The 23,824-nt window shown below is 69.7% G+C and carries 20 protein-coding genes; 12 read left to right on the top strand and 8 right to left on the bottom strand.

Annotated features, from left to right (window positions below; all coding sequences use genetic code 11):
- Positions 1–232: 232 nt before the first annotated feature.
- Positions 233–802 (bottom strand): TetR/AcrR family transcriptional regulator, encoded by a 570-nt coding sequence (locus tag ACFVUT_RS13540; protein ID WP_389647740.1) that lies wholly within the window; start codon positions 800–802, stop codon positions 233–235.
- A 103-nt stretch (positions 803–905) separates the two neighbouring features.
- Between ACFVUT_RS13540 and ACFVUT_RS13545 the strand changes: the two genes are divergently transcribed.
- Both ACFVUT_RS13545 and ACFVUT_RS13550 read left to right on the top strand, forming a co-directional pair.
- The gene (locus ACFVUT_RS13545; protein WP_389647743.1) at positions 906–1,817 is read left to right on the top strand and encodes an alpha/beta hydrolase family protein; all 912 of its coding nucleotides are present in this window, start codon (positions 906–908) and stop codon (positions 1,815–1,817) included.
- A gap of 291 nt (positions 1,818–2,108) precedes the next feature.
- Positions 2,109–2,543, top strand: coding sequence for a VOC family protein (locus ACFVUT_RS13550; protein ID WP_389647745.1), 435 nt, complete (start codon positions 2,109–2,111; stop codon positions 2,541–2,543).
- 111 nt (positions 2,544–2,654) lie between these two features.
- Here the strand turns inward: ACFVUT_RS13550 and ACFVUT_RS13555 are convergent, their stop codons facing one another.
- Positions 2,655–3,551: a D-alanyl-D-alanine carboxypeptidase family protein gene (locus ACFVUT_RS13555; RefSeq protein ID WP_389647748.1), complete on the bottom strand. Its 897-nt coding sequence runs from the start codon at positions 3,549–3,551 to the stop codon at positions 2,655–2,657.
- A 350-nt stretch (positions 3,552–3,901) separates the two neighbouring features.
- On the opposite strand from ACFVUT_RS13555, the gene ACFVUT_RS13560 reads away from it, so the two are divergent.
- On the top strand, positions 3,902–4,636 hold the full coding sequence (locus ACFVUT_RS13560) for a GntR family transcriptional regulator (protein WP_389647751.1): 735 nt from the start codon (positions 3,902–3,904) through the stop codon (positions 4,634–4,636).
- Positions 4,633–5,943 (top strand): nitrate/nitrite transporter, encoded by a 1,311-nt coding sequence (locus ACFVUT_RS13565; protein ID WP_389647754.1) that lies wholly within the window; start codon positions 4,633–4,635, stop codon positions 5,941–5,943. Before ACFVUT_RS13560 ends, ACFVUT_RS13565 begins: the two co-directional genes overlap by 4 nt.
- A gap of 240 nt (positions 5,944–6,183) precedes the next feature.
- Here the strand turns inward: ACFVUT_RS13565 and ACFVUT_RS13570 are convergent, their stop codons facing one another.
- Positions 6,184–7,008: a maleylpyruvate isomerase family mycothiol-dependent enzyme gene (locus tag ACFVUT_RS13570; RefSeq protein ID WP_389647758.1), complete on the bottom strand. Its 825-nt coding sequence runs from the start codon at positions 7,006–7,008 to the stop codon at positions 6,184–6,186.
- Between the two features lie 188 nt (positions 7,009–7,196).
- Between ACFVUT_RS13570 and ACFVUT_RS13575 the strand changes: the two genes are divergently transcribed.
- Positions 7,197–7,988 (top strand): carbon-nitrogen family hydrolase, encoded by a 792-nt coding sequence (locus ACFVUT_RS13575; protein ID WP_389647761.1) that lies wholly within the window; start codon positions 7,197–7,199, stop codon positions 7,986–7,988.
- 185 nt (positions 7,989–8,173) lie between these two features.
- Here ACFVUT_RS13575 and ACFVUT_RS13580 read toward each other — a convergent pair whose 3' ends face one another.
- The gene (locus ACFVUT_RS13580; protein ID WP_389647764.1) at positions 8,174–8,665 is read right to left on the bottom strand and encodes an LURP-one-related/scramblase family protein; all 492 of its coding nucleotides are present in this window, start codon (positions 8,663–8,665) and stop codon (positions 8,174–8,176) included.
- 64 nt (positions 8,666–8,729) lie between these two features.
- On the opposite strand from ACFVUT_RS13580, the gene ACFVUT_RS13585 reads away from it, so the two are divergent.
- Positions 8,730–10,556, top strand: a complete 1,827-nt coding sequence (locus ACFVUT_RS13585) for an NHL domain-containing thioredoxin family protein (RefSeq protein ID WP_389647767.1) — start codon at positions 8,730–8,732, stop codon at positions 10,554–10,556.
- Positions 10,557–10,670: 114 nt separating this feature from the next.
- Here the strand turns inward: ACFVUT_RS13585 and ACFVUT_RS13590 are convergent, their stop codons facing one another.
- From ACFVUT_RS13590 to ACFVUT_RS13600, 3 genes are all read right to left on the bottom strand, one after another.
- Positions 10,671–10,892, bottom strand: a complete 222-nt coding sequence (locus ACFVUT_RS13590) for a DUF6458 family protein (protein WP_389647770.1) — start codon at positions 10,890–10,892, stop codon at positions 10,671–10,673.
- Between the two features lie 105 nt (positions 10,893–10,997).
- The gene (locus ACFVUT_RS13595) at positions 10,998–12,296 is read right to left on the bottom strand and encodes a M18 family aminopeptidase (RefSeq protein WP_389647772.1); all 1,299 of its coding nucleotides are present in this window, start codon (positions 12,294–12,296) and stop codon (positions 10,998–11,000) included.
- Positions 12,297–12,632: 336 nt separating this feature from the next.
- Positions 12,633–14,459, bottom strand: a complete 1,827-nt coding sequence (locus ACFVUT_RS13600; protein WP_389647773.1) for an acyl-CoA dehydrogenase — start codon at positions 14,457–14,459, stop codon at positions 12,633–12,635.
- Between the two features lie 172 nt (positions 14,460–14,631).
- Between ACFVUT_RS13600 and ACFVUT_RS13605 the strand changes: the two genes are divergently transcribed.
- The 3 genes from ACFVUT_RS13605 to ACFVUT_RS13615 all read left to right on the top strand — a co-directional run bounded on the left by ACFVUT_RS13605 (position 14,632) and on the right by ACFVUT_RS13615 (position 17,352).
- Positions 14,632–15,072, top strand: coding sequence for an SseB family protein (locus tag ACFVUT_RS13605; protein WP_072487501.1), 441 nt, complete (start codon positions 14,632–14,634; stop codon positions 15,070–15,072).
- 132 nt (positions 15,073–15,204) lie between these two features.
- Positions 15,205–16,161: a pirin family protein gene (locus ACFVUT_RS13610; protein WP_389647775.1), complete on the top strand. Its 957-nt coding sequence runs from the start codon at positions 15,205–15,207 to the stop codon at positions 16,159–16,161.
- Positions 16,162–16,245: 84 nt separating this feature from the next.
- The gene (locus tag ACFVUT_RS13615) at positions 16,246–17,352 is read left to right on the top strand and encodes an AI-2E family transporter (RefSeq protein ID WP_389647777.1); all 1,107 of its coding nucleotides are present in this window, start codon (positions 16,246–16,248) and stop codon (positions 17,350–17,352) included.
- Between the two features lie 117 nt (positions 17,353–17,469).
- Here ACFVUT_RS13615 and ACFVUT_RS13620 read toward each other — a convergent pair whose 3' ends face one another.
- Complete coding sequence (locus ACFVUT_RS13620; RefSeq protein ID WP_389647780.1) at positions 17,470–19,560, bottom strand: SpoIIE family protein phosphatase; 2,091 nt, start codon at positions 19,558–19,560, stop codon at positions 17,470–17,472.
- Positions 19,561–19,755: 195 nt separating this feature from the next.
- Here ACFVUT_RS13620 and aspS point away from each other — a divergent pair, with 195 nt between their 5' ends.
- The 3 genes from aspS to ACFVUT_RS13635 all read left to right on the top strand — a co-directional run bounded on the left by aspS (position 19,756) and on the right by ACFVUT_RS13635 (position 23,772).
- Positions 19,756–21,552, top strand: a complete 1,797-nt coding sequence (gene aspS / locus ACFVUT_RS13625) for an aspartate--tRNA ligase (RefSeq protein WP_389647782.1) — start codon at positions 19,756–19,758, stop codon at positions 21,550–21,552.
- Between the two features lie 173 nt (positions 21,553–21,725).
- The gene (locus tag ACFVUT_RS13630) at positions 21,726–22,664 is read left to right on the top strand and encodes an intradiol ring-cleavage dioxygenase (protein WP_389647784.1); all 939 of its coding nucleotides are present in this window, start codon (positions 21,726–21,728) and stop codon (positions 22,662–22,664) included.
- Positions 22,665–22,956: 292 nt separating this feature from the next.
- Positions 22,957–23,772 carry a L,D-transpeptidase family protein gene (locus tag ACFVUT_RS13635; protein ID WP_389648558.1) on the top strand — a complete coding sequence of 272 codons (816 nt, stop codon included), beginning with the start codon at positions 22,957–22,959 and terminating at the stop codon, positions 23,770–23,772.
- The last annotated feature ends 52 nt before the right edge of the window (positions 23,773–23,824 follow it).

Raw genomic sequence — 23,824 nt, forward strand, 5'->3', positions numbered from 1 at the left:
AACCAGGTTGCTGCGACAACCCGGCGGTGAAGGTCTCTCACCTCACTCGATTCCATGGCGCCTCGTGGCGCACCCACGCGATACGACAAGCTCGCCGTCCGCTATGAGGCAACCGTCCTTGTCGCAGCCATCAACGAGTGGCTGTGACCTCGGCCGTCACGTGGTGGGCGCCACGGCTCCACGTCCTGGGCAGAGATCGATGGTGCGCACAGCGGGCGGCCGGGTCCTGTCGCTATGCCCTGCGACGGCATCCGGCGAGGAGGGTCGCGACCATGTGCTTGGCGTCGGCCTGGTCGTAGTCGGGGCCGGTGATACAGAGGTTTCCGATGGCGCGCATGAGTGTGTAGGCGGTCATACCGGGGCTGAGTTCGTCGGCGGCGGCGCAGGCGTCGAGCAGCATCGCGCAGGCCGGGACCAGGGTGTCGAGCATGAGGGCGTGGAGGTTCTCCAGCCCTGGATCACCGGACCCCAGGGCGGCACCGAGGCCGTGCTTGGTCACCAGGAACTCCACGAACGCGTCCGCCCAGCGGGTCAGGGCGGTGAACGGGGAGGCTGATTCCTCCAGGAGCCGGGGCGCGAGTGCGGTGCAGGTGTCGATCTGGTGCCGGTAGACGGCGGTGACGAGGTCCGCCCGGGTCGGGAAGTTTCGGTAGATCGTGCCGACGCCGACGCCGGCGCGTTCGGCGATGTCGCGGATGGGGGCTTGGACGCCCTGGTCCACGAAGACCGCCGATGCGGCCGCCAGCACGCCGCTGCGGGTGCGCTGCGCCTGTGCTTGACGTACTCCGCCCGCTTCAGGCACGAGACCCTCCTTTACTCGCGGAACAATGTTCCGCTAAATTGGCGGAACGGCGCTCCGCCAAAGTATGGCAGAGCGATCCCGTGGAGAAAGCGCAGGGCACCCCATGTCTTCCAGCCACCTCAACCAGCGGATCGTCGCGGTCAAGCCCATCACCGTTCCCGCGCCCGGCCGCAGCGTCGACCTCCAGGTGAAGGTCACCGCCCCACTGTCAGGCCAGAACCTTCCCGTCATCGTGTTCTCCCACGGCAACGCATGGTCCCTGGACGGATACGAACCCCTCGTCGACCGGTGGGCAGCCGCCGGATTCATCGTCGTGCAGCCCACCCACCTGGACTCCCGCCGCAACGGCATCGGGTGGGACGACCCGCGCTTCGCCACCATCTGGCGCGTCCGGATCGCCGACCTCCACGCGGTCCTCGACGGCCTCGGCGACATCCTTCTCCAGGCCGGCGGCCTGGAGACCCGCGTCGACCATGAGCGCATCGCGGTCGTCGGCCACTCCTGGGGCGCTCAAACCGCCGGCGTGATCCTGGGCGCGCGCGTATTCGACGCCGACGGCATTCCCGGAGAGGATTTCTCCCACTCTGCGGTCTCGGCCGGCGCGCTGATCGCCGCGACCGGAACCGGCGACACCCTCACCCCGTTCGCCGCCGAACACCTTCCGTTCATGAGGCCGGACTACTCCACCATGACCACCCCGGCCCTGGTCATCGCGGGCGGCAAGGACCAGTCCCCGCTCTCGACCCGGGGACCGGAGTGGTTCACCGACGCCTACCACCTCAGCCCGTCCCCGAAGAGCCTGCTCGCCATCGTCGAGGGCGAGCACACCCTGGGCGGCCTCGCCGGCGAGAAGGTCGCCGAGACCTCCGACGAGGACCCCGCCCGCGTCGCCCTCGTCGCCGACGCGATCTCGGCCTACCTCCACGACGCCTTCAAGCTCGACGACGCCGCGTGGACCGCCCTCAACAACGCCGCTGCGGCGGGCGACGGCACGTGGAGCATCGCCGGCAAGTGAACCCACCCAGACCGCGCTGCCGACCGAGCCAGGTGCGGTTGGTGTGGGCCTGCGGGACCACACCAACCGCGGCTGCCTGCGCCGACGCGGAATCGGCTGCACGATTCCGAAGAAGCCCGGCCTGATCCCCCACCGCACGGCGGCTCGCGGTGGCCAACCGCCGCGAGCGCCACGCGGCCGAGTGACCAGCACGTGACCGGCACTTTCGATACGCGGCCCAGAGGGACGCTCGGAATCTCGGGCTCAATAAAGGGGAACTGGCTTTCGGAGGCCCGCTGTTAGGGTGGCCGAATGGCATCGGTCAAGAAGATCCAGGTCACCTTCGATTGCGCGGACCCCGAGCGCGTCGCCCGGTTCTGGTGCGAGGTGCTCGGGTACGTCGCACCGTCGCCTCCGGAGGGGTTCGATACCTGGGACGCCTACAACGACTCGCTGCCGTCCGAGGAGCGGGGTGCATGGTTCGCGTGCTCCGATCCCACGGGTGAGGGCCCGCGCATGTATTTCCAGCGCGTTCCCGAAGGCAAGGTCGCCAAGAACCGGGTGCATCTCGATGTGCGGGCCGGCACCGGGCTCGTGGGTGCGGAGCGGCTGGCCGTGCTTGAGGCCGAACGCGATCGGCTGGTGGCGCTCGGCGCGGTGTGCGTGCAGGTGCTGTATGCCGACGAGAACAACGAGTCGTGCATCACGATGCAGGACATCGAGGGCAACGAGTTCTGTCTCGACTGAGCATCCTCCGGTACGGCGAGAGGGGGCCCGCGTGGTGCGAGCCCCCTCTGTGCGTGCTTTGCCGGGCCGGACTGCTTCTTGAGGCTCCGGACTGCTTCTTGAGGCTTCGGTCTACTTCTTGAAGCTGTAGTCCATGATCTTCTTCATGTCCGCGGAACGGGTGGTCGCGCTCGTGGAGGCGAGCACCGTGCCGATGACCGTCTTGCCGTTACGGGTCGCGGCGAAGACCAGGCAGTACTTCGCCGCCGGGCCGGAGCCGGTCTTCACGCCGATCGCACCGCTGTAGCTGCTGAGCATGGTGTTGGTGTTGGACCACGACATGTAGCGGTAGCCGCCGGACTTCGTGGTGACCTTCTGCTTGGTCGACTTGGTCTTCACGACCGTGCGGAACGTGGAGCTCTTCATCGCGCTGCTGGCGAGCTTCGTCAGGTCGCGCGGCGTCGAGTAGTTCGAGCCGTTCCCTATGCCGTCGAACGAGTCGAAGTGGGTGTTCTTCATCCCGAGGGACTTGGCCTGGGCGTTCATCTTGCCGAGGAAGGACTTCACCCGGGCCGCGCGGGTCGAGCCGGAGCCGAACTTGTCGGCCAGCGCGTACGCGGCGTCGCAACCGGACGGCAGCATCAGGCCGTACAGCAGCTGGCGGACCGTGACCTTGTCGCCCACGATCAGGCGGGCCGACGAGGCGCCCTTGGCGACGATGTAGTCGCTGTACGCCTTCTGGACCGTGACCTTCGAATCCAGGTTGAGGTTCTTCTGCGCCAGGACCACCTTGGCGGTCATGATCTTGGTGGTGGAGCCGGTGGAGCGACGGGTGTCCGCGGCCTTGCTGAACAGGGTCTTCGCGGTCCCGTTGTTCATCACGTACCCGCCCTTGGCGGTGATCGTGGGAGTGGGCGTCGCGGCCTGCGCCGTGGAGGCGAACGCGCTGCCCGCGATGACGGCACCCGCGGTGAGGGCCACGGTGGCAGCGGCGGAAACGCGGTTTATGCCCTTAATGCCGATTTTCAACTTCTACGCTCCAAATGCCCCTGGAATGCGGCCACATGAAGGTGCCGCTCGGTGATGAGACTCATGAGGCCGGGGGAAGGATGTGCTGATTCCTGTGGCGATTTCCGGCCCGGGTCTCTTGTTCGGGTGGGATGGCCGCCTTGAGGTCCGTGTCGGCTCGCTCGGGCCTGCCGTGATCCGCCCTGGTCCGCGCATCGGCCCGCCCTGGTCCGCGCGTCGGCTCGCCCTGGTCCGACCGCCCCTGATCGCCCTGCCCCTCCGCGGCCCCCTTGGTCTGCCCTGGTGGGGGCGGAGGTGTCCGGATCGCGGACGCGTTCGCGATGTACGCATGTTGTATCTATGCTGTGTACATGCCTGCCGCCGCACCCCCTGCCGTGAAGCCTCCTGTGAAGTCCCCTGTGAATTCCTCGGCGAAGACGGACGCGCAGTCGTCCGTGAAGCCCGCCGCCAAGCAGCCCCCCGCCGCCGAGCGCGTCTACGCCCACATCAAGGAGGCGGTCCTGGACCGCCGTTACGAGGGCGGCACGCTCCTCACCGAGGGTGATCTCGCGGAGGCCGTCGGTGTCTCCCGTACGCCCGTGCGCGAAGCGCTGCTGCGGCTGGAGGTCGAGGGGCTGATCAAGCTGTACCCGAAGAAGGGTGCTCTCGTCCTCGCCGTCTCCGCACAGGAGATCGCCGATGTGGTCGAGACCCGGCTGCTCGTCGAGGAGTTCGCGGCCCGCAAGGCCGTGCCCGCCTCCGTGCAGTTGATCGGCCGTCTCGAAGAACTCCTCGACGAACAGCGGCGGTCGGCCGAGGCCGGGGATCTGGCCGCCATGTCCGTGAAGGACCGCTGCTTCCACGCCGAGATCGTGCGCAACGCGGGCAACGACATCCTCTCCCGCCTCTACGACCAGTTGCGCGACCGGCAGTTGCGGATGGGCGTCGCCGTGATGGAGGCGAACCCGAGCAGGATCGCCGCCAACATCAGCGAGCACGGCGAGCTGCTGGAGGCGATCAGGTCCGGCGACGCGGACGGGGCCGCGCAGGTCGTGCGGCGTCATGTCAGCCGGGTCAAGGTGCTGGTCAGGGGTGAGGACCGGTGAGCTCTGCCGCCGCTCCCACTCTGTCCCTGCCCGGAGATCCCCCCGGCGGCCGGCGTGCCGTCCGGGTCTGGGGCATCGGTGTCGCCGTCTACTTCGTCGCCATCATCTTCCGCACCAGCCTGGGCGTCGCCGGTCTCGACGCCGCCGACCGGTTCGACGTCAACGCCTCCGCGCTCTCCACGTTCTCCATCCTTCAGCTCCTCGTCTACGCGGGCATGCAGATACCCGTCGGCCTGATGGTCGACCGGCTCGGCACCAAGAAGGTCCTCACGCTCGGGGTCGTCCTGTTCACCCTGGGACAGCTGGGCTTCGCGCTCTCCCCCTCGTACGGCATGGCACTGGCGTCCAGGGCGCTGCTCGGCTGCGGCGACGCGATGACGTTCATCAGCGTGCTGCGGCTCGGCACCCGCTGGTTCCCGGCACGGCGCGGACCGATGATCGGGCAGGTCGCCGCGCTCTTCGGGATGGCGGGCAACCTCGTCTCGACGCTCTTCATCGCGCGGGCCCTGCACGGCTTCGGCTGGACGACCACGTTCGCCGGCAGCTCCGTCGCCGGGGTGATCGTCCTCGTGCTCCTCCTGCTGTTTCTGAAGGACCACCCCGAGGGCCACGAACCGCCGCCCGCCGAGCACGCGGGCGCCGCCTACGTGCGCAAGCAGATCGCCGCCTCCTGGCGGGAGCCCGGCACCCGGCTCGGCATGTGGGTGCACTTCACCACGCAGTTCCCGGCCATGGTGTTCCTCCTGCTGTGGGGGCTGCCGTTCCTGGTGGAGGCGCAGGGGCTGAGCCGGTCCACCGCCGGTGAGCTGCTGACCCTGGTGGTGCTCTCCAACATGGCGTTCGGACTGGTCTACGGCCAGATCATCGCCCGCCACCATGCGGCCCGCGCTCCGCTGGCCCTCGGGACGGTCGCCGTGACGGCCCTGCTCTGGGCGTCGACCGTCTTCTACCCGGGCGACCGCGCGCCGATGTGGCTGCTGACCGTCATGTGCGTGGTGCTCGGCGCGTGCGGCCCCGCCTCGATGATCGGCTTCGACTTCGCGCGGCCCGCCAACCCGGCGGAGCGTCAGGGCACCGCCTCGGGCATCGTCAACATGGGCGGGTTCATCGCCTCGATGACCACACTGTTCGCCGTCGGCGTGCTGCTGGACGCGACCGGGGACAACTACCGGATCGCGTTCTCCTCGGTCTTCGTCCTGGAGGCACTCGGCGTGGTGCAGATTCTGCGGCTGCGCTCCCGCGCCGCGCATCGCGAGCGCGACCACCATGTGATCAGCCGGGTGGAAGCCGTGCACGTACCCGCGTAGCGCGTCCGGCGTACCGGACCGGCCGTGTCTGTCGCGCCGATCGGCGGCGTCGTCTGCCGCGGCGGACCGGCCGCGTCCGTCTCGCCGGTCTCACCGCATCGGCCGCGCCCGTCGCGTCGAGGACGGGTGCGGCCGACTCGGTGAGACCGGGTGCGGGAAGGCCGGGTGCGGGGCGCGACGCCGACTACGGCACCACAGCACCACAGCACCACGGCATCACGGCATCACGGCGTCATGACGTCATGACGTCACGGCGAAGTTCTGAAGGATCGCCGCCGCGAGATCCTGGTCGCCCTCGACCTTGATCCGGTCGGCGACCGTAGCCGCCCGCACCCGTCCGCAGGCGAGACGGGAGTACGTCTCCCAGTCCATCGCCAGCGTCACCGCGGGGCCGAGCGACGGCGAACCGTCCACCGAACCGCGGCCCTCCGCGTCGACCCTGACCGTGCGCAGGAACTCCACCGACCCGTGCACATCGAGCACGATCGCCGAATTGGCCGGCGCGCCGGCGTCCTTGGCGACCACCTTCGGCAGTGCGGCAAGCAGCGTGTCCCGGGCGATGGTGGAGCCGGGGGAGTCCAGGTTCCCGGGCCGCCCCAGCGTCGCCCGCAGGTCCTGCTCGTGCACCCAGACGTCGAAGGCCCGCATCCGCAGCGCCAGTTCGAGGGTCTGCTCGGCGCCGAGCGGCGCGCGGACCATGGTCTCGGGATCCCGTGTCTCGTTGCGCAGTTGGCGTGCGCGGCGAATGATCGTGTACTCCAGCTCGGAGGTCATCTCCGGCGCGGTGTGGTGACGCCGCACGTCGACCTGCATCTCCATGTAACGCGCGAAGTCGTTCTGCACGTGGTAGAGATCGCGCGGCAGTGTGTGGATCGGACGCGGGTCGCCGAGCTGCTCGCACTCCATGCCGATGATGTGGGAGACGACGTCACGCACCGACCACGCGGGACAGGGTGTACGGCGGTTCCACTCTCCCTCGGCGAGTGGTTTCACCAGCTCGGCTATCGACTCGATGGAGTGGGTCCAGGCATCGGCGTAGGTCTGGAGGCTGGGATGGACGGTCACGGGACCCCTCGTGCGGTTCTGCGGTGCATGGGCTGGAGTGCTGGGCGCGGGCGGCGGGCTGCGTGGGAGGTTCGGTCGCTCAGGGCGTCCGGCGCTCTAAGTTACGCTGCGAGCAGGCACCCCGGCAGTGCTTTCGTGTGACGATCGTAGGCCCGTGTTGACGGCTCGAATGCCAGGACGGTGGTAGTGTGCACGCCTCCCTCATCCAGATCGCAGTAGACCCGGACGAATCCGTCAATTCCCGCAGGCAACGCGCGGCTTCGTTGGTCGCGGCCCAGCGTGGCACGGATCTGGTGGTCCTTCCCGAGCTCTGGCCGGTCGGCGCGTTCGCGTACACCGCCTTCGAGAGCGAGGCCGAACCGCTTCAGGGGCCCACCCACGACACCATGGCGAAGGCCGCAGCCGACGCCGGGGTCTGGCTGCACGCGGGTTCCTTCGTCGAGCGCGCCGCCGACGGCACGCTGTACAACACGGCGCTCGTCTTCACGCCCGAGGGTGAGCGGGCCGCCGCCTACCGCAAGATCCACCGCTTCGGCTTCGACAAGGGCGAGGCGGTCATGATGGGCGCCGGTGAGGACCTGGTGACGGTCGCCCTGCCGCAGACCACCCTCGGTCTCGCCACCTGTTACGACCTGCGCTTCCCGGAAATGTTCCGTGGCCTGGTCGACGCGGGTGCCGAGACGCTGATCGTCGCGGCGGGCTGGCCCGAGCGCCGCCGCGCCCACTGGACGCTGCTGGCCCGGGCCCGTGCGGTCGAGAACCAGTCGTACCTCCTCGCCGTCGGTACGGCGGGTACCCATGCCGGGATCCAGCAGGCCGGGCACAGCATCGTCGTCGACCCCTGGGGCGAGGTGCTCGCACAGGCCGGCGCGGACGAGGAGGTGCTCACCGTGGAGTTCGACCCGTCGAAGGTCGTGGCCACGCGCGAGCAGTTCCCGGCCCTCAAGGACCGGCGTCTGGGACTGGCACCCCCGCACTGACCCGCGGGTGGGCCCGGTGGGTCGGCCCTGGGTGTTTGTGGGTCGGCCCCGGGTGTCTGTGGGTCGGCCCCTGCGTTTCACGTGAAACCGGGGCGAGCGCCATCAGGCGGGCGGACGTCCGTCGTCCTCGGTCGCCGGGCGGCCTGTTCCGCGGGCGTGGCTCTCCCCCCCTGCCACTCCTCGTATCAGTCCTCGCGCTCCTTGTCCGCGAGCACGATGACGCACACCGCCACGGCGATGAGCAGTGCCGCGTCGGCGTCCTCCCGCACGACATCGATTCCGTACGTGTCCCGGACGGTCAGCCGGCGCCGCGAGATCTGGGCCAGGAGTTCCCCGTCGTAGTCGACGGCGAACTCGCGGTCCAGGATCTTGCCGCTGACATCGAGCTCGGTGCCGTCCACCAGCGTGACCCGGTAGTGGTTGCGCAGCAGTGACAGCCGTTTGCGCTTGACCTTGGCGAGGCGTTCGCCGTCGCGCTCGATGACCATCGTGTCGCGCAGGCTGATCAGCTTCTGCCGGATCTCGATCAGGATCCGGCCCCGCGCGTCCTTCAGCTCGAAGGTGTCACGGACCCGCATGGCCTTGCCGTCGACTAGGAAGACCTTGCGACCGTCCGCGTCCTCGATCCAGTAGTCGTCACCGACGGCGAAGAGTCGTTCGCGTACCAGGAATCTCATGGCTCACAGGTTCCCCCAGGACCCTCCGGAATGCGTGCGGGCCACGGTGATGTTGACTAGCGATATGGCAACACGTGCGCGCGTCAGGGCCCCCGAGCTGATCGGCAAGGGCGGTTGGCTCAATACAGGCGACCAGCAGTACACCCTCGCTGACCTGCGAGGGCGCATTGTGATTCTGGATTTCTGGACCTTCTGCTGTGTGAACTGCCTGCACGTCCTCGATGAGCTGCGCGAGCTGGAGGAGAAGCACCGCGACACCGTCGTGATCATCGGTGTGCACTCGCCGAAGTTCGTCCACGAGGCCGAGCACCAGGCCGTCGTCGACGCCGTCGAGCGGTACGAGGTCCATCACCCGGTGCTCGACGACCCGGAGCTGGAGACCTGGAAGCAGTACGCCGTACGGGCCTGGCCCACGCTCGTCGTCATCGACCCCGAGGGCTATGTCGTCGCGCAGCACGCGGGCGAGGGCCATGCGCACGCCATCGCGAAACTGGTCGAGGAGCTGGAGGCGGAGCACGGAGCGAAGGGCACGCTGCGCCGCGGCGACGGCCCGTATGTCGCGCCGGAGCCGGTCGCCACACATCTGCGCTTCCCCGGCAAGGCGCTGCTCCTGCCCGACGGCGGCTTCCTCGTCTCCGACACCACCCGCCACCGCCTGGTCGAGATGGAACCCGACTGCGAAACGGTTCGCCGTCACATCGGAACAGGCGACAGGGGGTTCGCCGACGGCGGGCCCGACGAAGCCCGGTTCTCCGAGCCGCAGGGGTTCGCCGTGCTGCCCGACGGCCGGATCGCGGTCGCCGACACCGTCAACCACGCCGTCCGCGCCCTCGATCTCGCCACCGGCGTGACGACGACCCTCGCGGGTACCGGCCGTCAGTGGTGGCAGGGCTCGCCGACGAGCGGCCCGGCCCGCGAGGTCGACCTCTCGTCGCCGTGGGACGTCGCCTGGTTCGCGGACCGGCTGTGGATCGCCATGGCGGGCGTGCACCAGCTGTGGACGTACGACCCCGCGACGGAGACCGTGCGGGTCGCTGCCGGCACGACCAACGAGGGCCTGGTCGACGGACCGGCCGACGAGGCATGGTTCGCCCAGTCGTCGGGGCTCGCCCCGTCGGCCGACGGGGAGCGGCTGTGGGTCGCGGACTCGGAGACGTCGGCCCTGCGCCACGTCGAGCGTGACGGCAGCGGCTTCGCCGTCCGCACGGACGTCGGCACCGGCCTCTTCGACTTCGGACACCGCGACGGAGCCGCGGACCAGGCCCTGTTCCAGCACCCGCTGGGGGTGACGGCGCTGCCCGACGGGTCCGTCGCCGTCTGCGACACGTACAACCACGCGCTGCGGCGCTACGACCCCGCGAGCGGTGAGGTCACCACCCTGGCCACGGATCTGCGCGAGCCGAGTGACGCCGTGCTGGTCGACGGCGATCTGGTCGTCGTCGAGTCCGCCGGGCACCGGCTGACCCGGCTGCGCCTCCCGGAGGAGGCCGTACGCGTCGCCGACCAGGCCCATCACACGCGGCGCGCGGCCACCGAGATCGCCCCGGGCACGCTCCGGCTCGATGTGGTCTTCCAGGCGCCCGCCGGGCAGAAGCTGGACACCCGCTACGGTCCCTCGACCCGTCTGCTGGTCTCGGCGACCCCGCCCGAACTGCTGGCGGACGGCTCCGGTCCCGGCACCGACCTGTTCCGCGAACTGGTCCTGGCCGACGGCGTCACCGAGGGCGTTCTGCATGTGTCCGCGATGGCGGCGTCCTGTGACGACGACCCGGCGAACGAATACCCGGCCTGCCATGTCCACCAGCAGGACTGGGGCGTCCCCGTCCGCGTGACCGCGGAAGGAACGGCCCGGCTGCCGCTGGTGCTGGCCGGGATGGACGAGCAGGCCTGACGGGCGGTCACGACCCGGCCGGCGTCCCGGTGTGCGCGGCGCGTTCCTCGTGCGCCGGGGCGGCGGCCCGTTCGCAGCCCACCGGCGCCGTGTCGGGCCGGCGGGTGCCGTGCGTCACAGGTGATGGCGTTCGTCCTCGGACACGACCGTGGTGTTGGACGGCACGACCATCCGGCGGCGTCGTGCGATGCTCACGTAGACGAAGACCCCGATGATGCCGACGATCATCATGATCCAGCCGACCATGTCGACGTTGACGGTGTCCATCTTCCAGTCGGTCGCGAAGGCCAGTATCGCTCCGGCACCGATGAGGACGATGCATCCTCCGAGTCCCATGATTCCCGCCTCCTCGAAGGCCCGGTGGCTCCGGGCCGGTGTACGGAGCGCGTACCCGGCCCGGTGACGGCCATGCCCGGGACCGCGGGAGCGGGCGGTGCGGGGTCAGCCCGCGAGGAACGCCGTCATCGCGTTGGCCAGCAGATACGGGTCGTCCGCGCCGCACAGCTCACGGGCGCTGTGCATCGACAGGATCGCGACGCCGACATCCACGGTCTGGATGCCGTGCCGGGCCGCGGTGATCGGGCCGATCGTGGTGCCGCAGGGCATCGAGTTGTTGGAGACGAACGTCTGCCACGGCACGTCCGCCTTCGTGCACGCCTCCGCGAACACGGCCCGGCCACTGCCGTCGGTCGCGTACCGCATGTTGACGTTGACCTTGAGGATCGGTCCGCCGTTCACGACCGGGTGGTGGGTCGGGTCGTGGCGCTCGGCGTAGTTGGGGTGGATCGCGTGGCCGGTGTCGGAGGAGAGGCAGACGGTCCCGGCGAAGGCGCGGGCGCGGTCCTCGTACGTACCGCCGCGGGCGAACACCGAGCGCTCCAGGACCGTGCCGAGCAGTGGTCCGTCGGCTCCGGTGTCGGACTGCGAACCGTTCTCCTCGTGGTCGAAGGCGGCCATGACGGGGATGTACGGAAGCTCGGCGTCCGGCTGCCCCGACACGGCGGCGAGCGCGGCGGTCGCCGCGTGCACGGAGAGCAGGTTGTCCATCCTGGGCCCGGCGAGCAGCTCCCGGTCCCGGCCCAGGTAGGCGGGCGGCTCGACGGCGTGCGGCATCAGGTCCCAGCCGGTCACGTCCTCGGCGGCGACGCCCGCCTCCTCGGCGACGAAGCGGATCAGGTCGCCCTCCTCGACGTCCCCGAGTCCCCAGATCGGCTGCATGTGCTTCTGCCGGTCCAGTTTCAGTCCGTCGGGGTTGGCCGACCGGTCCAGGTGTACGGCCAGCTGCGGTACGCGCAGCAGCGGCCTGTCGATGTTCACCAGCCGGTGCGTGCCGTCGCGCAGCGAGATCCGGCCGGCGAGACCGAGATCACGGTCGAGCCAGGTGTTGAGGAGCGTTCCGCCGTAGATCTCCACGGCGACTTGGCGCCAGCCGTACGCCCCGGTGTCGGGCAGCGGCTTGACCCGCAGATTCGGCGAGTCGGTGTGTGCCCCGACGATCCGGTACGGGGTGTGTGCGGCGGCGCCCTCCGGCACGTACCAGGCCACGATGGCGCCGCCGCGCAGGACGTACTTCCCACCGCTGGTGCCGTCCCAGGCGGCGGTCTCCTCGACCTGGCGGAATCCGGACTTCTCCAGCCGCTCGGCTGCGGTGGCCACGGCGTGGTACGGGGAGGGGGAGGCCATCAGGAAGGCCATCAGATCGTCGGTGTGACCGCGGTCGAAGCGGAGGGAGGAACTCATGTTCATCACTGTAACCAGGCGGGACCGGTAGATTTCCTCCTCGCCCCGCTTCGCGCCCCACGGCCGTGCGGCCCCCTCCGACCGGTCTCGATGCCGGTGCCTCCGCGGTCCGCGCGGCCCCCTCCGACCGGCCTCGATGCCCGCGGCCACGCACGCAAGTGCCGGCCGCGCACGCCTCCTGCCGGTCGCGCCCGCGTACCTGCCGGCCACGCCGTCGTACCTGCCGGCCACGCCGTCGTACCTGCCGGCCGCTTCCGCTCGTACCGGCCGAAACGACAGCACCGCCCCCCGGAAGCGTGTCCGGGTGGGCGGTGCGTCGATGCTCTCGGACGGGCCTCAGAAAGCCGCCTCGTCCAGCTCCATCAGCGAGTTGTCGACCGACTCGGCGAGCGCGCGCTCGGTGGAGACGCCGGGCAGGACGTTCGCGGCGAAGAACTTCGCGGCGGCGATCTTGCCCCGGTAGAAGGCGACGTCCTTCGCGGCGGCGGTCGGCAGCTTCTCGGTCGCCACGGCCGCGCCCTTGAGCAGCAGGTAGCCGACGACGACATCGCCGGAGGCCAGCAGCAGGCGGGTGGTGTTGAGGCCCACCTTGTAGATGTTCTTGACGTCCTCGCCGGTCGCGGTGAGGTCGGTGATCATCGTGCCGACGATCGCTTCCAGGTCCACGGCCGCCTTGGCGAGCGAGTCCAGCGCACCGGACAGCTCCTCGTTGCCCTGGGCGCCGGCGAGGAACTTCTTGATCTCCTCGGACAGGGTGTTCAGCGAGGCGCCCTGGTCACGGACGATCTTCCGGAAGAAGAAGTCCTGGCCCTGGATCGCCGTCGTGCCCTCGTACAGCGTGTCGATCTTGGCGTCACGGATGTACTGCTCGATCGGGTACTCCTGGAGGTACCCGGAGCCGCCGAACGTCTGGAGCGACTGCGCCAGCTGCTCGTAGGACTTCTCGGAGCCGTAGCCCTTCACGATCGGGAGCAGCAGGTCGTTGAGGCCGTGCAGCGCCTTGGCGTCCTCGCCCGCGGTCTCCTTCTCCTGGATCGCGTCCTGGACGGAGGCGGTGTACAGGACGAGGGAGCGCATGCCCTCCGCGTACGCCTTCTGCGTCATGAGCGAACGGCGCACGTCGGGGTGGTGCGTGATGGTGACCTTGGGGGCGGTCTTGTCCATGAACTGCGACAGGTCGGAGCCCTGGACGCGCTCCTTGGCGTACTCCAGCGCGTTCAGGTAGCCGGTCGACAGGGTCGCGATGGCCTTCGTGCCGACCATCATGCGGGCGAACTCGATGATGCGGAACATCTGGCGGATGCCGTCGTGCCGGTCACCGATCAGCCAGCCCTTGGCGGGGTGCTGGTCGCCGAACGTCATCTCGCAGGTGTTGGACGCCTTGAGGCCCATCTTGTGCTCGACGTTCGTCGCGTACACGCCGTTGCGCTCGCCCAGCTCGCCGGTGGTCCAGTCGAAGTGGAACTTCGGGACCATGAAGAGCGAGAGGCCCTTCGTGCCGGGGCCCGCGCCCTCGGGACGGGCCAGCACGTAGTGGATGATGTTCTCGGACATGTCGTGCTCGCCCGAGGTGATGAAGCGCTTCACACCCTCGATGTGCCAGGAGCCGTCCTCCTGCTCGACGGCCTTCGTGCGGCCCGCGCCGACGTCCGAACCGGCGTCCGGCTCGGTGAGCACCATCGTCGAGCCCCACTGCCTCTCGACGGCGATCTCGGCGATCTTCTTCTGCGCCTCGTTGCCCTCCTCGAAGAGGATGCCGGCGAACGCCGGGCCGGAGCAGTACATCCAGACGGCCGGGTTCGAGCCGAGCAGCAGCTCCGCGTAGGCCCAGATCAGGGAGCGCGGCGAGGTGGTGCCGCCGATCTCCTCGGGCAGGCCCAGACGCCAGTACTCGGAGTCCATGAACGCCTGGTACGACTTCTTGAAGGACTCCGGGACCGGCGCGGTGTTGGTCTCCGGGTCGAAGACCGGGGGGTTGCGGTCGGCGTCGGCGAATGATTCGGCCAGCTCGTTCTCCGCGAGGCGGGCGACCTCGTCGAGGATGCTCTTCGCCGTCTCGACGTCCATCTCGGCGAACGGGCCGGTGCCGTACGTCTTGTCGCGCCCGAGCACCTCGAAGAGGTTGAACTCGATGTCGCGGAGATTCGACTTGTAGTGCCCCATGGGAAGGCTCCGTAATCAATAGCAGTGGCGCGCAGCGCCCCGGTGAGGGGTGTGGGCCGGGCGGGCGACGAGCTGGCGGTGCGTTTATCACCTGACCTCTCCGATGATGCTACCCGTGAGTAATAAGGCGCAACCCCTCAAGGGCCTGATGTGTCCGATTACTCTTTGCGCTATGTACGGCTACGACCAGAACCCGGGTGCACAGCAGCAGATGGGTGGCGGCTACGGCGAGCAGCCGCTGTATCCCGAGCCCTCGCCGCCGTCCCTCGGGGACGCGGTGCGGGCCTTCACCACCGGCTCGCTGTCCGCCGAGGACTTCCAGCAGATCTTCGCGACGTCGAAGGTCTACTGCCCGCGCGGTGACAATCCGGGGTTCCTCGCGCTGCACAACACCCAGCAGCCGGTGATCCCGATGTTCACCACGCTCAAGGAGCTGCGGCTGTACGCGGGCAAGGAGTCCAAGTACTTCGTGATCACTGGGGCCGAGGTGATCGACCTCCTGCCGACCGGCTACGGCTTCGTTCTCGACATGGAGGGTGAGCACCGCATGGTCTTCGACGCCAAGGCCGTGGAGCAGATGGTCGACTTCGCGATGCGCCGCATGTACGGCTGACGTCCGATTCCTCCCGAAAGGGTCCGTACCGCACGGTACGGGCCCTTCTTCGTGCGCGGGAATGAAGGGCGCCTTGCGAGATGTTCACCGTTCAACTAAATTGTTCTCAGGACAATCCCGGAGGTGGCTCCCATGCCCGCAGTGACCGTCGAAAACCCGCTGACCCTGCCCAAGGTCGCCGCCTCGGGCGACGCCACGGCCCGTCCCGTGCTCGCCGTCACCACGGCGCCGAGCGGATTCGAGGGCGAGGGCTTCCCGGTTCGCCGTGCGTTCGCCGGGATCAACTACAAGTACCTCGACCCGTTCATCATGATGGACCAGATGGGTGAGGTGGAGTACGCGGCCGGAGAGCCGAAGGGCACCCCCTGGCACCCGCACCGCGGCTTCGAGACCGTCACCTACCTGATCGACGGAACCTTCGTCCACCAGGACTCCAACGGTGGCGGCGGCACCATCCAGAACGGCGACACCCAGTGGATGACCGCCGGATCCGGCCTCCTCCACATCGAGGCCCCGCCGGAGTCCCTCGTGATGTCGGGCGGCCTCTTCCACGGCCTTCAGCTCTGGGTGAACCTGCCCAGGGCCGACAAGATGATGGACCCCCGCTACCAGGACATCCGCGGCGGCCAGGTCCAGCTCCTCGCCTCCCCGGACGGCGGCGCGCTGCTCCGCGTCATCGCCGGTGAGCTCGACGGGCACCAGGGCCCCGGCATCACCCACACCCCGATCACCATGATCCACGCGACCGTCCGTCCCGGCGCCGAGGTGACCCTGCCGTGGCGCGAGGACTTCAACGGCCTCGCGTACGTGCTCGCCGGGCGCGGCTCCGTCGGCGCGGAGCGCCGGCCCGTCCACATGGGGCAGACCGCCGTCTTCGGCGCCGGTTCCTCGCTGACCGTCCGCGCGGACGAGAGGCAGGACGGCAACGCGCCGGACCTGGAGGTCGTTCTGCTCGGCGGCCGTCCGATCCGCGAGCCGATGGCGCACTACGGGCCGTTCGTGATGAACAGCCAGGCCGAACTGAAGCAGGCCTTCGAGGATTTCCAGGCCGGCCGCCTCGGTACGGTGCCCGCCGTCCACGGGATGTGACAGCCGCCGCCGGGGTGTGACACTCCGTCACTCGTACGGCGGCGCACGCGGGACACGACCACCGCACCGTGGTCGGGTGGGAGGGTGCAGATCACCAAGCCCCTCCTGCCCGACGGTGCGCGGCGCACAGCCGCCTGGTGCGGTGTCGTGCTCCTCGTCACCGGTGTCGCCGCGGTCGCCGTCTGGCTGTGCGTCGTCTTCAAGACCGCGGTCTCCCCCGTTCTGCTCGCGCTGCTCGGTACCGCACTGCTCGGGCCGGTCCACCGTCGGCTGACCGACCGCGGGATGAACCGCTCACTGGCCGCGGGGCTCACCTGCGCCCTGCTCGTCGCGGTGGTCGGCGGTGCCGGATACATCGTCGTCACCGCGCTCGTCGACACCGGCGACCACATCGTCCGGTCCCTGAAGGACGCCGCCCAGTGGGTCGTCGACCACTTCGGGATCCGCAGCAACACCAATGTGGACAGCCTCGCCGCCAACGCCCAGAAGCTCGTCGAGAAGTTCGGCGCGAGCGCCGCGGGCGGACTCCTCACCGGGATCAGCCTGATCGGCTCGCTGATCGCGACCGGCGTTCTCGCCTTCCTGCTGACCTTCTTCTTCCTGCGCGACTCCGACAGGGCCGCGGGCCTCGCCCACGCGATCGCGCCGCGCGGCACCGGGGACCTGGTCGAGGCCATGGGGCGGCGGGCCTTCGAAGCGGTCGAGGGTTTCATGCGCGGCACCACGTTCATCGCGCTGATCGACGCCGTCTGCATCACCGTGGGGCTGCTGATCCTGCGCGTCCCCGGCGCGGTGGGGCTCGGCGCGCTGGTCCTCGTCGGCGCCTACATTCCCTACCTCGGGGCGTTCATCTCCGGCGCGGTCGCCGTGCTGGTCGCCCTCGCCGACCGCGGGTTCGTGATCGCGCTCTGGGCGCTGGGGGTCGTCCTGGCGGTCCAGGTGCTGGAAGGCCATGTCCTGCAGCCGGTGATCCAGAGCCGTACGGTCCAGATGCACCCCGCCACCATCATGATCGCCCTCACCGCGGGCGCCAGTGTGGCGGGCCTGCTGGGCATGCTGCTCGCGGTACCGGCCTGCGCGGCGGCCTTCGGCATCATCGGCGAACTGCGCGCGGGGCGGGCAGAGCGAGGTGCGGGCGGAGAACCGGGCGGGCCGGCCCCGACCCCGCCCGGTGGAGGGGGCGACGCCTGACGTACCGGGTCAGCCCGGGTTCGGCCCGGGCCCCTGCCCGGCCTCGGCCCCGGCTCCGGCTCGTGCCCGTTCAGTCCTTCGGCTCCAACTCCGACTCCGGCTCCGGCTCGTGCCCGTTCAGTCCTCCGGCTCCGACTCGTACAGCTCGAACCAGATCGACTTCCCCGCCCCCTGCGGATCCACGCCCCAGGCGTCGGCGAGCACCTCCATCAGCACCAGCCCCCGCCCGCTGGAGGCCATCTCCCCGGGCCGCCGCCTGTGCGGCAGTTCGTCGCTGGCGTCCGCCACCTCCACCCGCAGGCGACGCTCTCCGTGCTCCCCCGTCGCCAGGGCGACCATCAGCGCGTCCCCGTCGGTGTGGACGAGGACATTGGTCGCCATCTCGGAGATCATGAGCACCGCCGCGTCGACCTGCTCCGGGTCCGCCCAGTCGTGCAGCAGGTCCCGCAGGTGCTGCCGGGCCGCCGCGATCCGCTCCGGCTCGGCCTGCGCGATGGTCAGTGCGGTGCGCCGCGGCGGAGCCTCCTGCGGAATCCCGCTGTCGCGCCGCAGCAGGAGGAGCGCGATGTCGTCCTCCCTGCGGTCCGCCAACGGCCCGGTCGTGTAGTGCGACGGCGGTCCGTGCACGGCTTGGACGAGGGCGTCGGCGAGCTTCTCCAGATCGGACGTGTCCCGTTCCAGGACCGGCCGCAGCCGGTGCCAGCCGGTGTACAGGTCATGGCCGCCGGTCTCGATCAGCCCGTCCGTACAGAGCATGATCGTCTCTCCGGCCTCCAGGGTGAGCCGGGTCGTCGGATAGTCGGCGTCCTCCTCGACGCCGAGCGGCAGCCCGCCCTCGGTGTGCTGGATCATCGCGGTCCCGTCGGCGGTCATCACCACCGGGTCGGGATGGCCGGCCCGCGCGATGTCGAGGACGCCGGTCTCCGGGTCGACCTCCGCGTACAGGCAGGTCGCGAAGCGCGGCCCGGTCTCCTCCCCGTCCTCGTACGCGTCGGTGAGCCCGGAGAGGAACCGGGACGCGCGGGAGAGCACCGCATCGGGGCGGTGTCCCTCGGCGGCGTACGCGCGCAGAGCGATCCGCAGCTGCCCCATCAGGCCCGCGGCGCGCACATCGTGGCCCTGGACGTCCCCCATGACCAGGGCCACGCGGCCGTTGGGCAGCGGGATCAGGTCGTACCAGTCGCCGCCGACCTCCAGCCCGCCACCCGTCGGGATGTAGCGGGCGGCGACCGACATCCCCGGGATGTCGGGACCGAGGGACGGCATCATCGAGCGCTGGAGACCCAGCGAGAGCTCGCGCTCGGTCTCGGCGGCCCCGGCACGGGTCAGCGCCTGGGCGAGCATCCGGGCCACGGTCGTCAGCACGGACCGCTCGTCCGGTGAGAACGACACCGGGTGCCGGAACCCCGCCATCCAGGCGCCCATCGTCCGCCCCGCCGCGGTCAGCGGGAGGAAGGCCCAGGAGCGGCGCCCGAAGCGGCTGGCGAGCGGCCAGGTGGCCGGGTAGCGGTTGCTGTAGTCCTCGGGCGAGGGCAGGTAGATCGCCCTTCCCGTCCGTATGACCTCGGCGGCCGGATAGTCGGTCTCCAGCGTCATGTCGGTGAACGGGCCCTCGTCGCCCGCACTGTGCCCGTGGTGCCCGACGATCGTCAGCCGCTCGCCCGCGACCCCGAAGACCGCCAGGCCGTCCGGGGAGAAACCGGGCATGGAGAGCGAGGAGGCGACCCGCAGCACCTCCTCGGTCGACCGGGCCTCGGCCAGCGCCCGGCCAGCGTCCAGCAGGAAGGCCTCGCGCGAGCGGCGCCAGTCACCGGTGATGGGGACGTGCGCCCCGTTGGTGCCGGGCTGCGGCTCGGCGACCTCCTGAAGGGTGCCGATCAGCACATAGGCGGTGCTGCCCGGCTCCTCGGGCGGGAGCGGCTTGGAGCGGCTGCGGACGGTACGCAACACCCGGCCGCTCCCGTCCACGATCCGCAGCCGGGCCTCGGCGAGGGTGCCCTCGGCCACTGCGAGATTCACCACCCCGTTGATCTCGTTCCAGTCGACGGGATGAAAACGGGAACGCACCGCGGACTCGCGGAAGACACCGGCAGCGGCGGGCAGCTCCAGCAGCCGGGCCGCCTCCGCATCGAGCGTGACGGTCCCGGCTCCGTTGTCCCACCGCCACAGACCGGTCGCGGTCGCGGCCAGGATGTCCTCGGTGCGCATTGCCCTACTTTAAGAAGGTCTGCTCCATGGACGCCACCGAGGATTCCCGCCCGGGGTCCGGTCCGCACGGCCCGCGGACCGCTCCGCGCGCCTCGGATGATCTTGAAATGTCAATGTCAATGAAGTGGTGCGGGTGCGGGCGGTAGCCTGGGGAGGCTGAAGCCACCCCGAATCGCGAAGACTGGATGAACGAGAATGCATCGGTACAGGTCCCACACCTGCGGCGAGCTCCGCGCCTCTGACGTCGGCACCGACGTCCGGCTGAGCGGCTGGCTGCACAATCGCCGAGACCTGGGTGGCATCCTCTTCATCGATCTGCGCGACCACTACGGTCTGGTGCAGCTCGTCGCCCGTCCCGGCACCCCCGGCAACGAGGCTCTTGCGAAGCTCACCAAGGAGACCGTCGTACGGATCGACGGCAAGGTCTCCGCGCGCGGCGCCGACAACGTCAACCCGGAGCTCCCGACCGGTGAGATCGAGATCGAGGTGAGCGAGGTCGAGGTGCTGGGCGAGGCCGCCCCGCTGCCCTTCACGATCAACACCGAGGACGGGGTCAACGAGGAGCGGCGCCTGGAGTACCGCTTCCTCGACCTGCGCCGCGAGCGCATGCACCGCAACATCATGCTGCGCTCGGCCGTCATCGCCGCCATCCGCTCCAAGATGGTGGCCCTCGGCTTCAACGAGATGGCGACCCCGATCCTCACCGCGACGTCCCCCGAGGGCGCCCGTGACTTCGTCGTCCCGTCCCGCCTGAACCCGGGCAAGTTCTACGCCCTGCCGCAGGCCCCGCAGCAGTTCAAGCAGCTGCTGATGATCTCCGGCTTCGACCGCTACTTCCAGATCGCGCCGTGTTTCCGCGACGAGGACGCCCGCGCCGACCGTTCGCCCGGCGAGTTCTACCAGCTCGATGTCGAGATGTCGTTCGTCGAGCAGGAGGACGTCTTCCGGCCGATCGAGAAGCTGATGACCGAGCTCTTCGAGGAGTTCGGCAACGGCCGCCACGTCACCTCGCCGTTCCCGCGCATCCCGTTCCGCGAGTCGATGCTGAAGTACGGCAACGACAAGCCGGACCTGCGTGCCCAGCTGGAACTGGTCGACATCTCCGACATCTTCGCCGACTCGGAGTTCAAGGCCTTCGCGGGCAAGCACGTCCGCGCCCTCCCGGTCCCGGACACCGCGGGCCAGTCCCGGAAGTTCTTCGACGGTCTCGGCGACTACGCCGTCCAGCACGGCGCCAAGGGCCTGGCCTGGGTCCGCGTCGGCGAGGACGGCGGCCTCACCGGCCCGATCGCCAAGTTCCTCACCGAGACCGACGTCAAGACCCTCACCGAGCGCCTCTCCCTCGTTCCCGGCCACGCGATCTTCTTCGGCGCGGGCGAGTTCGACGAGGTCTCCAAGGTCATGTCCGCCGTCCGCGTCGAGGCGGCCAAGCGCGCCGGCCACTTCGAGGAGGGTGTCTTCCGGTTCTGCTGGGTCGTCGACTTCCCGATGTACGAGAAGGACGAGGACACGGGCAAGATCGACTTCTCGCACAACCCCTTCTCGATGCCTCAGGGCGGCCTGAAGGACCTGGAGGAGAAAGACCCACTGGACATCCTCGCCTGGCAGTACGACATCGTCTGCAACGGCATCGAGCTGTCCTCCGGAGCCATCCGTAACCACGAGCCCGAGCTGATGCTCAAGGCCTTCGAGATCGCCGGTTACGACCGCGAGACCGTCGAGCACGAGTTCGCGGGCATGCTCCGCGCCTTCCGCCTCGGCGCCCCGCCGCACGGTGGTATCGCCCCGGGTGTCGACCGCATCGTGATGCTGCTGGCCGACGAGCCCAACATCCGCGAAACGATCGCCTTCCCGCTCAACGGCAACGCCCAGGACCTGATGATGGGTGCCCCGACGGAGCTGGACGAGTCCCGCCTGCGCGAGCTGAACATCCAGCTGCGCAAGCCGGCGGCGTCGGCCAAGGACAAGGACAAGGACAAGGCGGAGAAGTAGGCACCCGGTCCTCCTCCTGGACCTTCTTCTCCTGGTTCCACGTGAAACATCCCCCGGCCGGGTTCGGCCGGGGGATGTTCGCTGTTCCCGGCGGGTGCGCTCACCGGGCTCTCACAGCAACGCACAGCTCGCACCCACGCCCCTGCCAGTTCCCCCGCCTAGATTCCCTGTCCATGACAGAGACTCAAGGGCCCGCGCACAAGAAGGACATGACGCGCCGCAGGATGGTGCTCGCCGGAGGTGCGGCGATCGTCGCCGCCGGGATCGGGGCGGGTGTCGTCGCCACCGCGTCCGCCGACGAGGACACGGCCGGCGCTGCCGGCGCGAAGAAATCCGGCGGACAGCGAGAGGAGTGTTACCGGCTCACCTCGGAGACCACCGAAGGGCCGTACTACATCGACGCGGACAAGATCCGGAAGGACATCACCGAGGACAAGGAAGGCATCCCGCTCACCCTCCGGCTCAAGGTGATCGACTCCGACACCTGCAAGCCGGTCGCCCACGCCGCCGTCGACATCTGGCACTGCGACGCTCTGGGGATCTACTCGGGTTACGAGGCGATGAGCTCCGGCGGCCCCGGCGGCGGTACGCCGCCCAGCGGTATGCCCACCGACGCTCCCACCGGAACCCCCACGGACGCGCCCACCGGTACGCCGCCGTCCGGCGGACCCGGCGGCGGAGGCGGCGGGCACAGCGAGCCCACCGACGACGAGCGCTACCTGAGAGGCACCCAGCTCACCGACAAGCACGGGTACGTGGAGTTCACGACGATCTTCCCGGGCTGGTACCAGGGGCGCTGCGTGCACATCCACACCAAGGTGCACGTCGGCGGGAAGATGACCGACGCCGGGTACGAGGGCGGGCACACCTGCCACACCGGACAGTTCTTCTTCGCGGAGTCCGCGGTCCTCGAATCGGCGACCGTCGAGCCGTACTCGACGAGCACCACCACCCGTACCACCCTCACCGAGGACACCATCTACGACCAGAGCGGCGTCACGGGCGGGCTGATGAAGCTCTCGTACCGCAAGCACCACATGGCACGGGGCGTCGTCGGCTCGATCACCATGGGAGTGGACCCGGACGAGACCCACGACGGAACGGATCTCTGACCTGCCCTCAGCATCCCCGAATCCCTGCGGAGATGACGGGCCCGGAAGCCGCCACCCCCACGCTTCCGGGCCCTGCCGGTGTGGGCTCCGGGGCTTCTCCGTACGGGTTCCGGGCCCTGTCCGTACGCGTTCCGGCCTTTCCTCGTGGGTCCGGCGGGCCATACCGCCGGATGGCCCTCGTGCGGGTTCGCGCCGGCATGGCGCGGCGTTAACTGGGATCAGCGGGACGAGGCGTGACGGTGCGCTCGCCCGTGCCGCGTCCGCCCACGACCGCAGAGGAGTTCCCGTGTCCGTGTTCCGTCCGTCGGCCGCCCGGCGTTCCCCGTACGCCGTCTGTGCCGGAACGTGTGCCGTCGCGATCCTGCTGCTCACCGCCTGCGGCAGCGGTTCCGGTACCACCACCGGTCCCCGAAGGGCCGAGGTGGCCGCCACGAACACCCCCGGCGTCGCGGGCCCGCAGGCCGACGCGGGGCGCGGACCCGCCGCCGCTCCGCGCGCGCCGCGCATCAGCCCCCGTGCGATCCCCGCGCTGGGGCCGAGGACCAGCGTCGCGATCCCGGCGGGTGCGCGGCAGGCACTCGTCGTGACCGGTGACTCCTACGACTCCAGCCTGTCGACCGCGGTCCTGTACACCCGCGACGACCCGGCGCTGGGCTGGCGCGCGGTCACGGACCGCTGGCCGGCCCGCAACGCCTTGAACGGATGGACGGACGAGCACTGGGAGAACGACCTCCGCACCCCGACCGGGGTCTACGGACTGACGTCAGCGGGCGGGCTGCTCGATGCGCCGGGAACCATGCTCCCGTACAACCAGAGCCCGGCGTTCGCGCTGAGCGGTGAGGGGTTCGACGGGGAGTCGCTGGAGGGTTCCTTCGACTACGTCATCGCCGTCGACTACAACCGGGTGCCCGGCGCCTCACCCCTGGACCAGAAGCGTCCGCTCGGCCAGGAGCGGGGCGGCGGCATCTGGATCCATGTGGACCACGACGGCCCGACCCAGGGCTGCATCTCGCTCCCCGAGGACCGGATGAGGGAACTGCTCCAGCTCCTCGACCCGGCGAAGAAGCCGGTCGTCGTGATGGGGGACGCCGAGGGCCTGGAGCGGTGAACCGGGTACGGGCCCGGCATCCGGTCCGTACGCTGGCACAGCCCGGTTTCCT

Source organism: Streptomyces sp. NPDC058051 (assembly GCF_042885475.1).
Lineage (GTDB): Bacteria > Actinomycetota > Actinomycetes > Streptomycetales > Streptomycetaceae > Streptomyces.

Coding starts and splice junctions, on each gene's coding strand:
- ACFVUT_RS13595 (WP_389647772.1), bottom strand. CDS start 12,296: ATGAGTTCCTCCCTCCGCTTCGACCGCGGTCACACCGACGATCTGATG.
- ACFVUT_RS13545 (WP_389647743.1), top strand. CDS start 906: ATGTCTTCCAGCCACCTCAACCAGCGGATCGTCGCGGTCAAGCCCATC.
- ACFVUT_RS13600 (WP_389647773.1), bottom strand. CDS start 14,459: ATGGGGCACTACAAGTCGAATCTCCGCGACATCGAGTTCAACCTCTTC.
- ACFVUT_RS13585 (WP_389647767.1), top strand. CDS start 8,730: ATGGCAACACGTGCGCGCGTCAGGGCCCCCGAGCTGATCGGCAAGGGC.
- aspS (WP_389647782.1), top strand. CDS start 19,756: ATGCATCGGTACAGGTCCCACACCTGCGGCGAGCTCCGCGCCTCTGAC.
- ACFVUT_RS13580 (WP_389647764.1), bottom strand. CDS start 8,665: ATGAGATTCCTGGTACGCGAACGACTCTTCGCCGTCGGTGACGACTAC.
- ACFVUT_RS13610 (WP_389647775.1), top strand. CDS start 15,205: ATGCCCGCAGTGACCGTCGAAAACCCGCTGACCCTGCCCAAGGTCGCC.
- ACFVUT_RS13605 (WP_072487501.1), top strand. CDS start 14,632: ATGTACGGCTACGACCAGAACCCGGGTGCACAGCAGCAGATGGGTGGC.
- ACFVUT_RS13620 (WP_389647780.1), bottom strand. CDS start 19,560: ATGCGCACCGAGGACATCCTGGCCGCGACCGCGACCGGTCTGTGGCGG.
- ACFVUT_RS13560 (WP_389647751.1), top strand. CDS start 3,902: ATGCCTGCCGCCGCACCCCCTGCCGTGAAGCCTCCTGTGAAGTCCCCT.
- ACFVUT_RS13550 (WP_389647745.1), top strand. CDS start 2,109: ATGGCATCGGTCAAGAAGATCCAGGTCACCTTCGATTGCGCGGACCCC.
- ACFVUT_RS13630 (WP_389647784.1), top strand. CDS start 21,726: ATGACAGAGACTCAAGGGCCCGCGCACAAGAAGGACATGACGCGCCGC.
- ACFVUT_RS13590 (WP_389647770.1), bottom strand. CDS start 10,892: ATGGGACTCGGAGGATGCATCGTCCTCATCGGTGCCGGAGCGATACTG.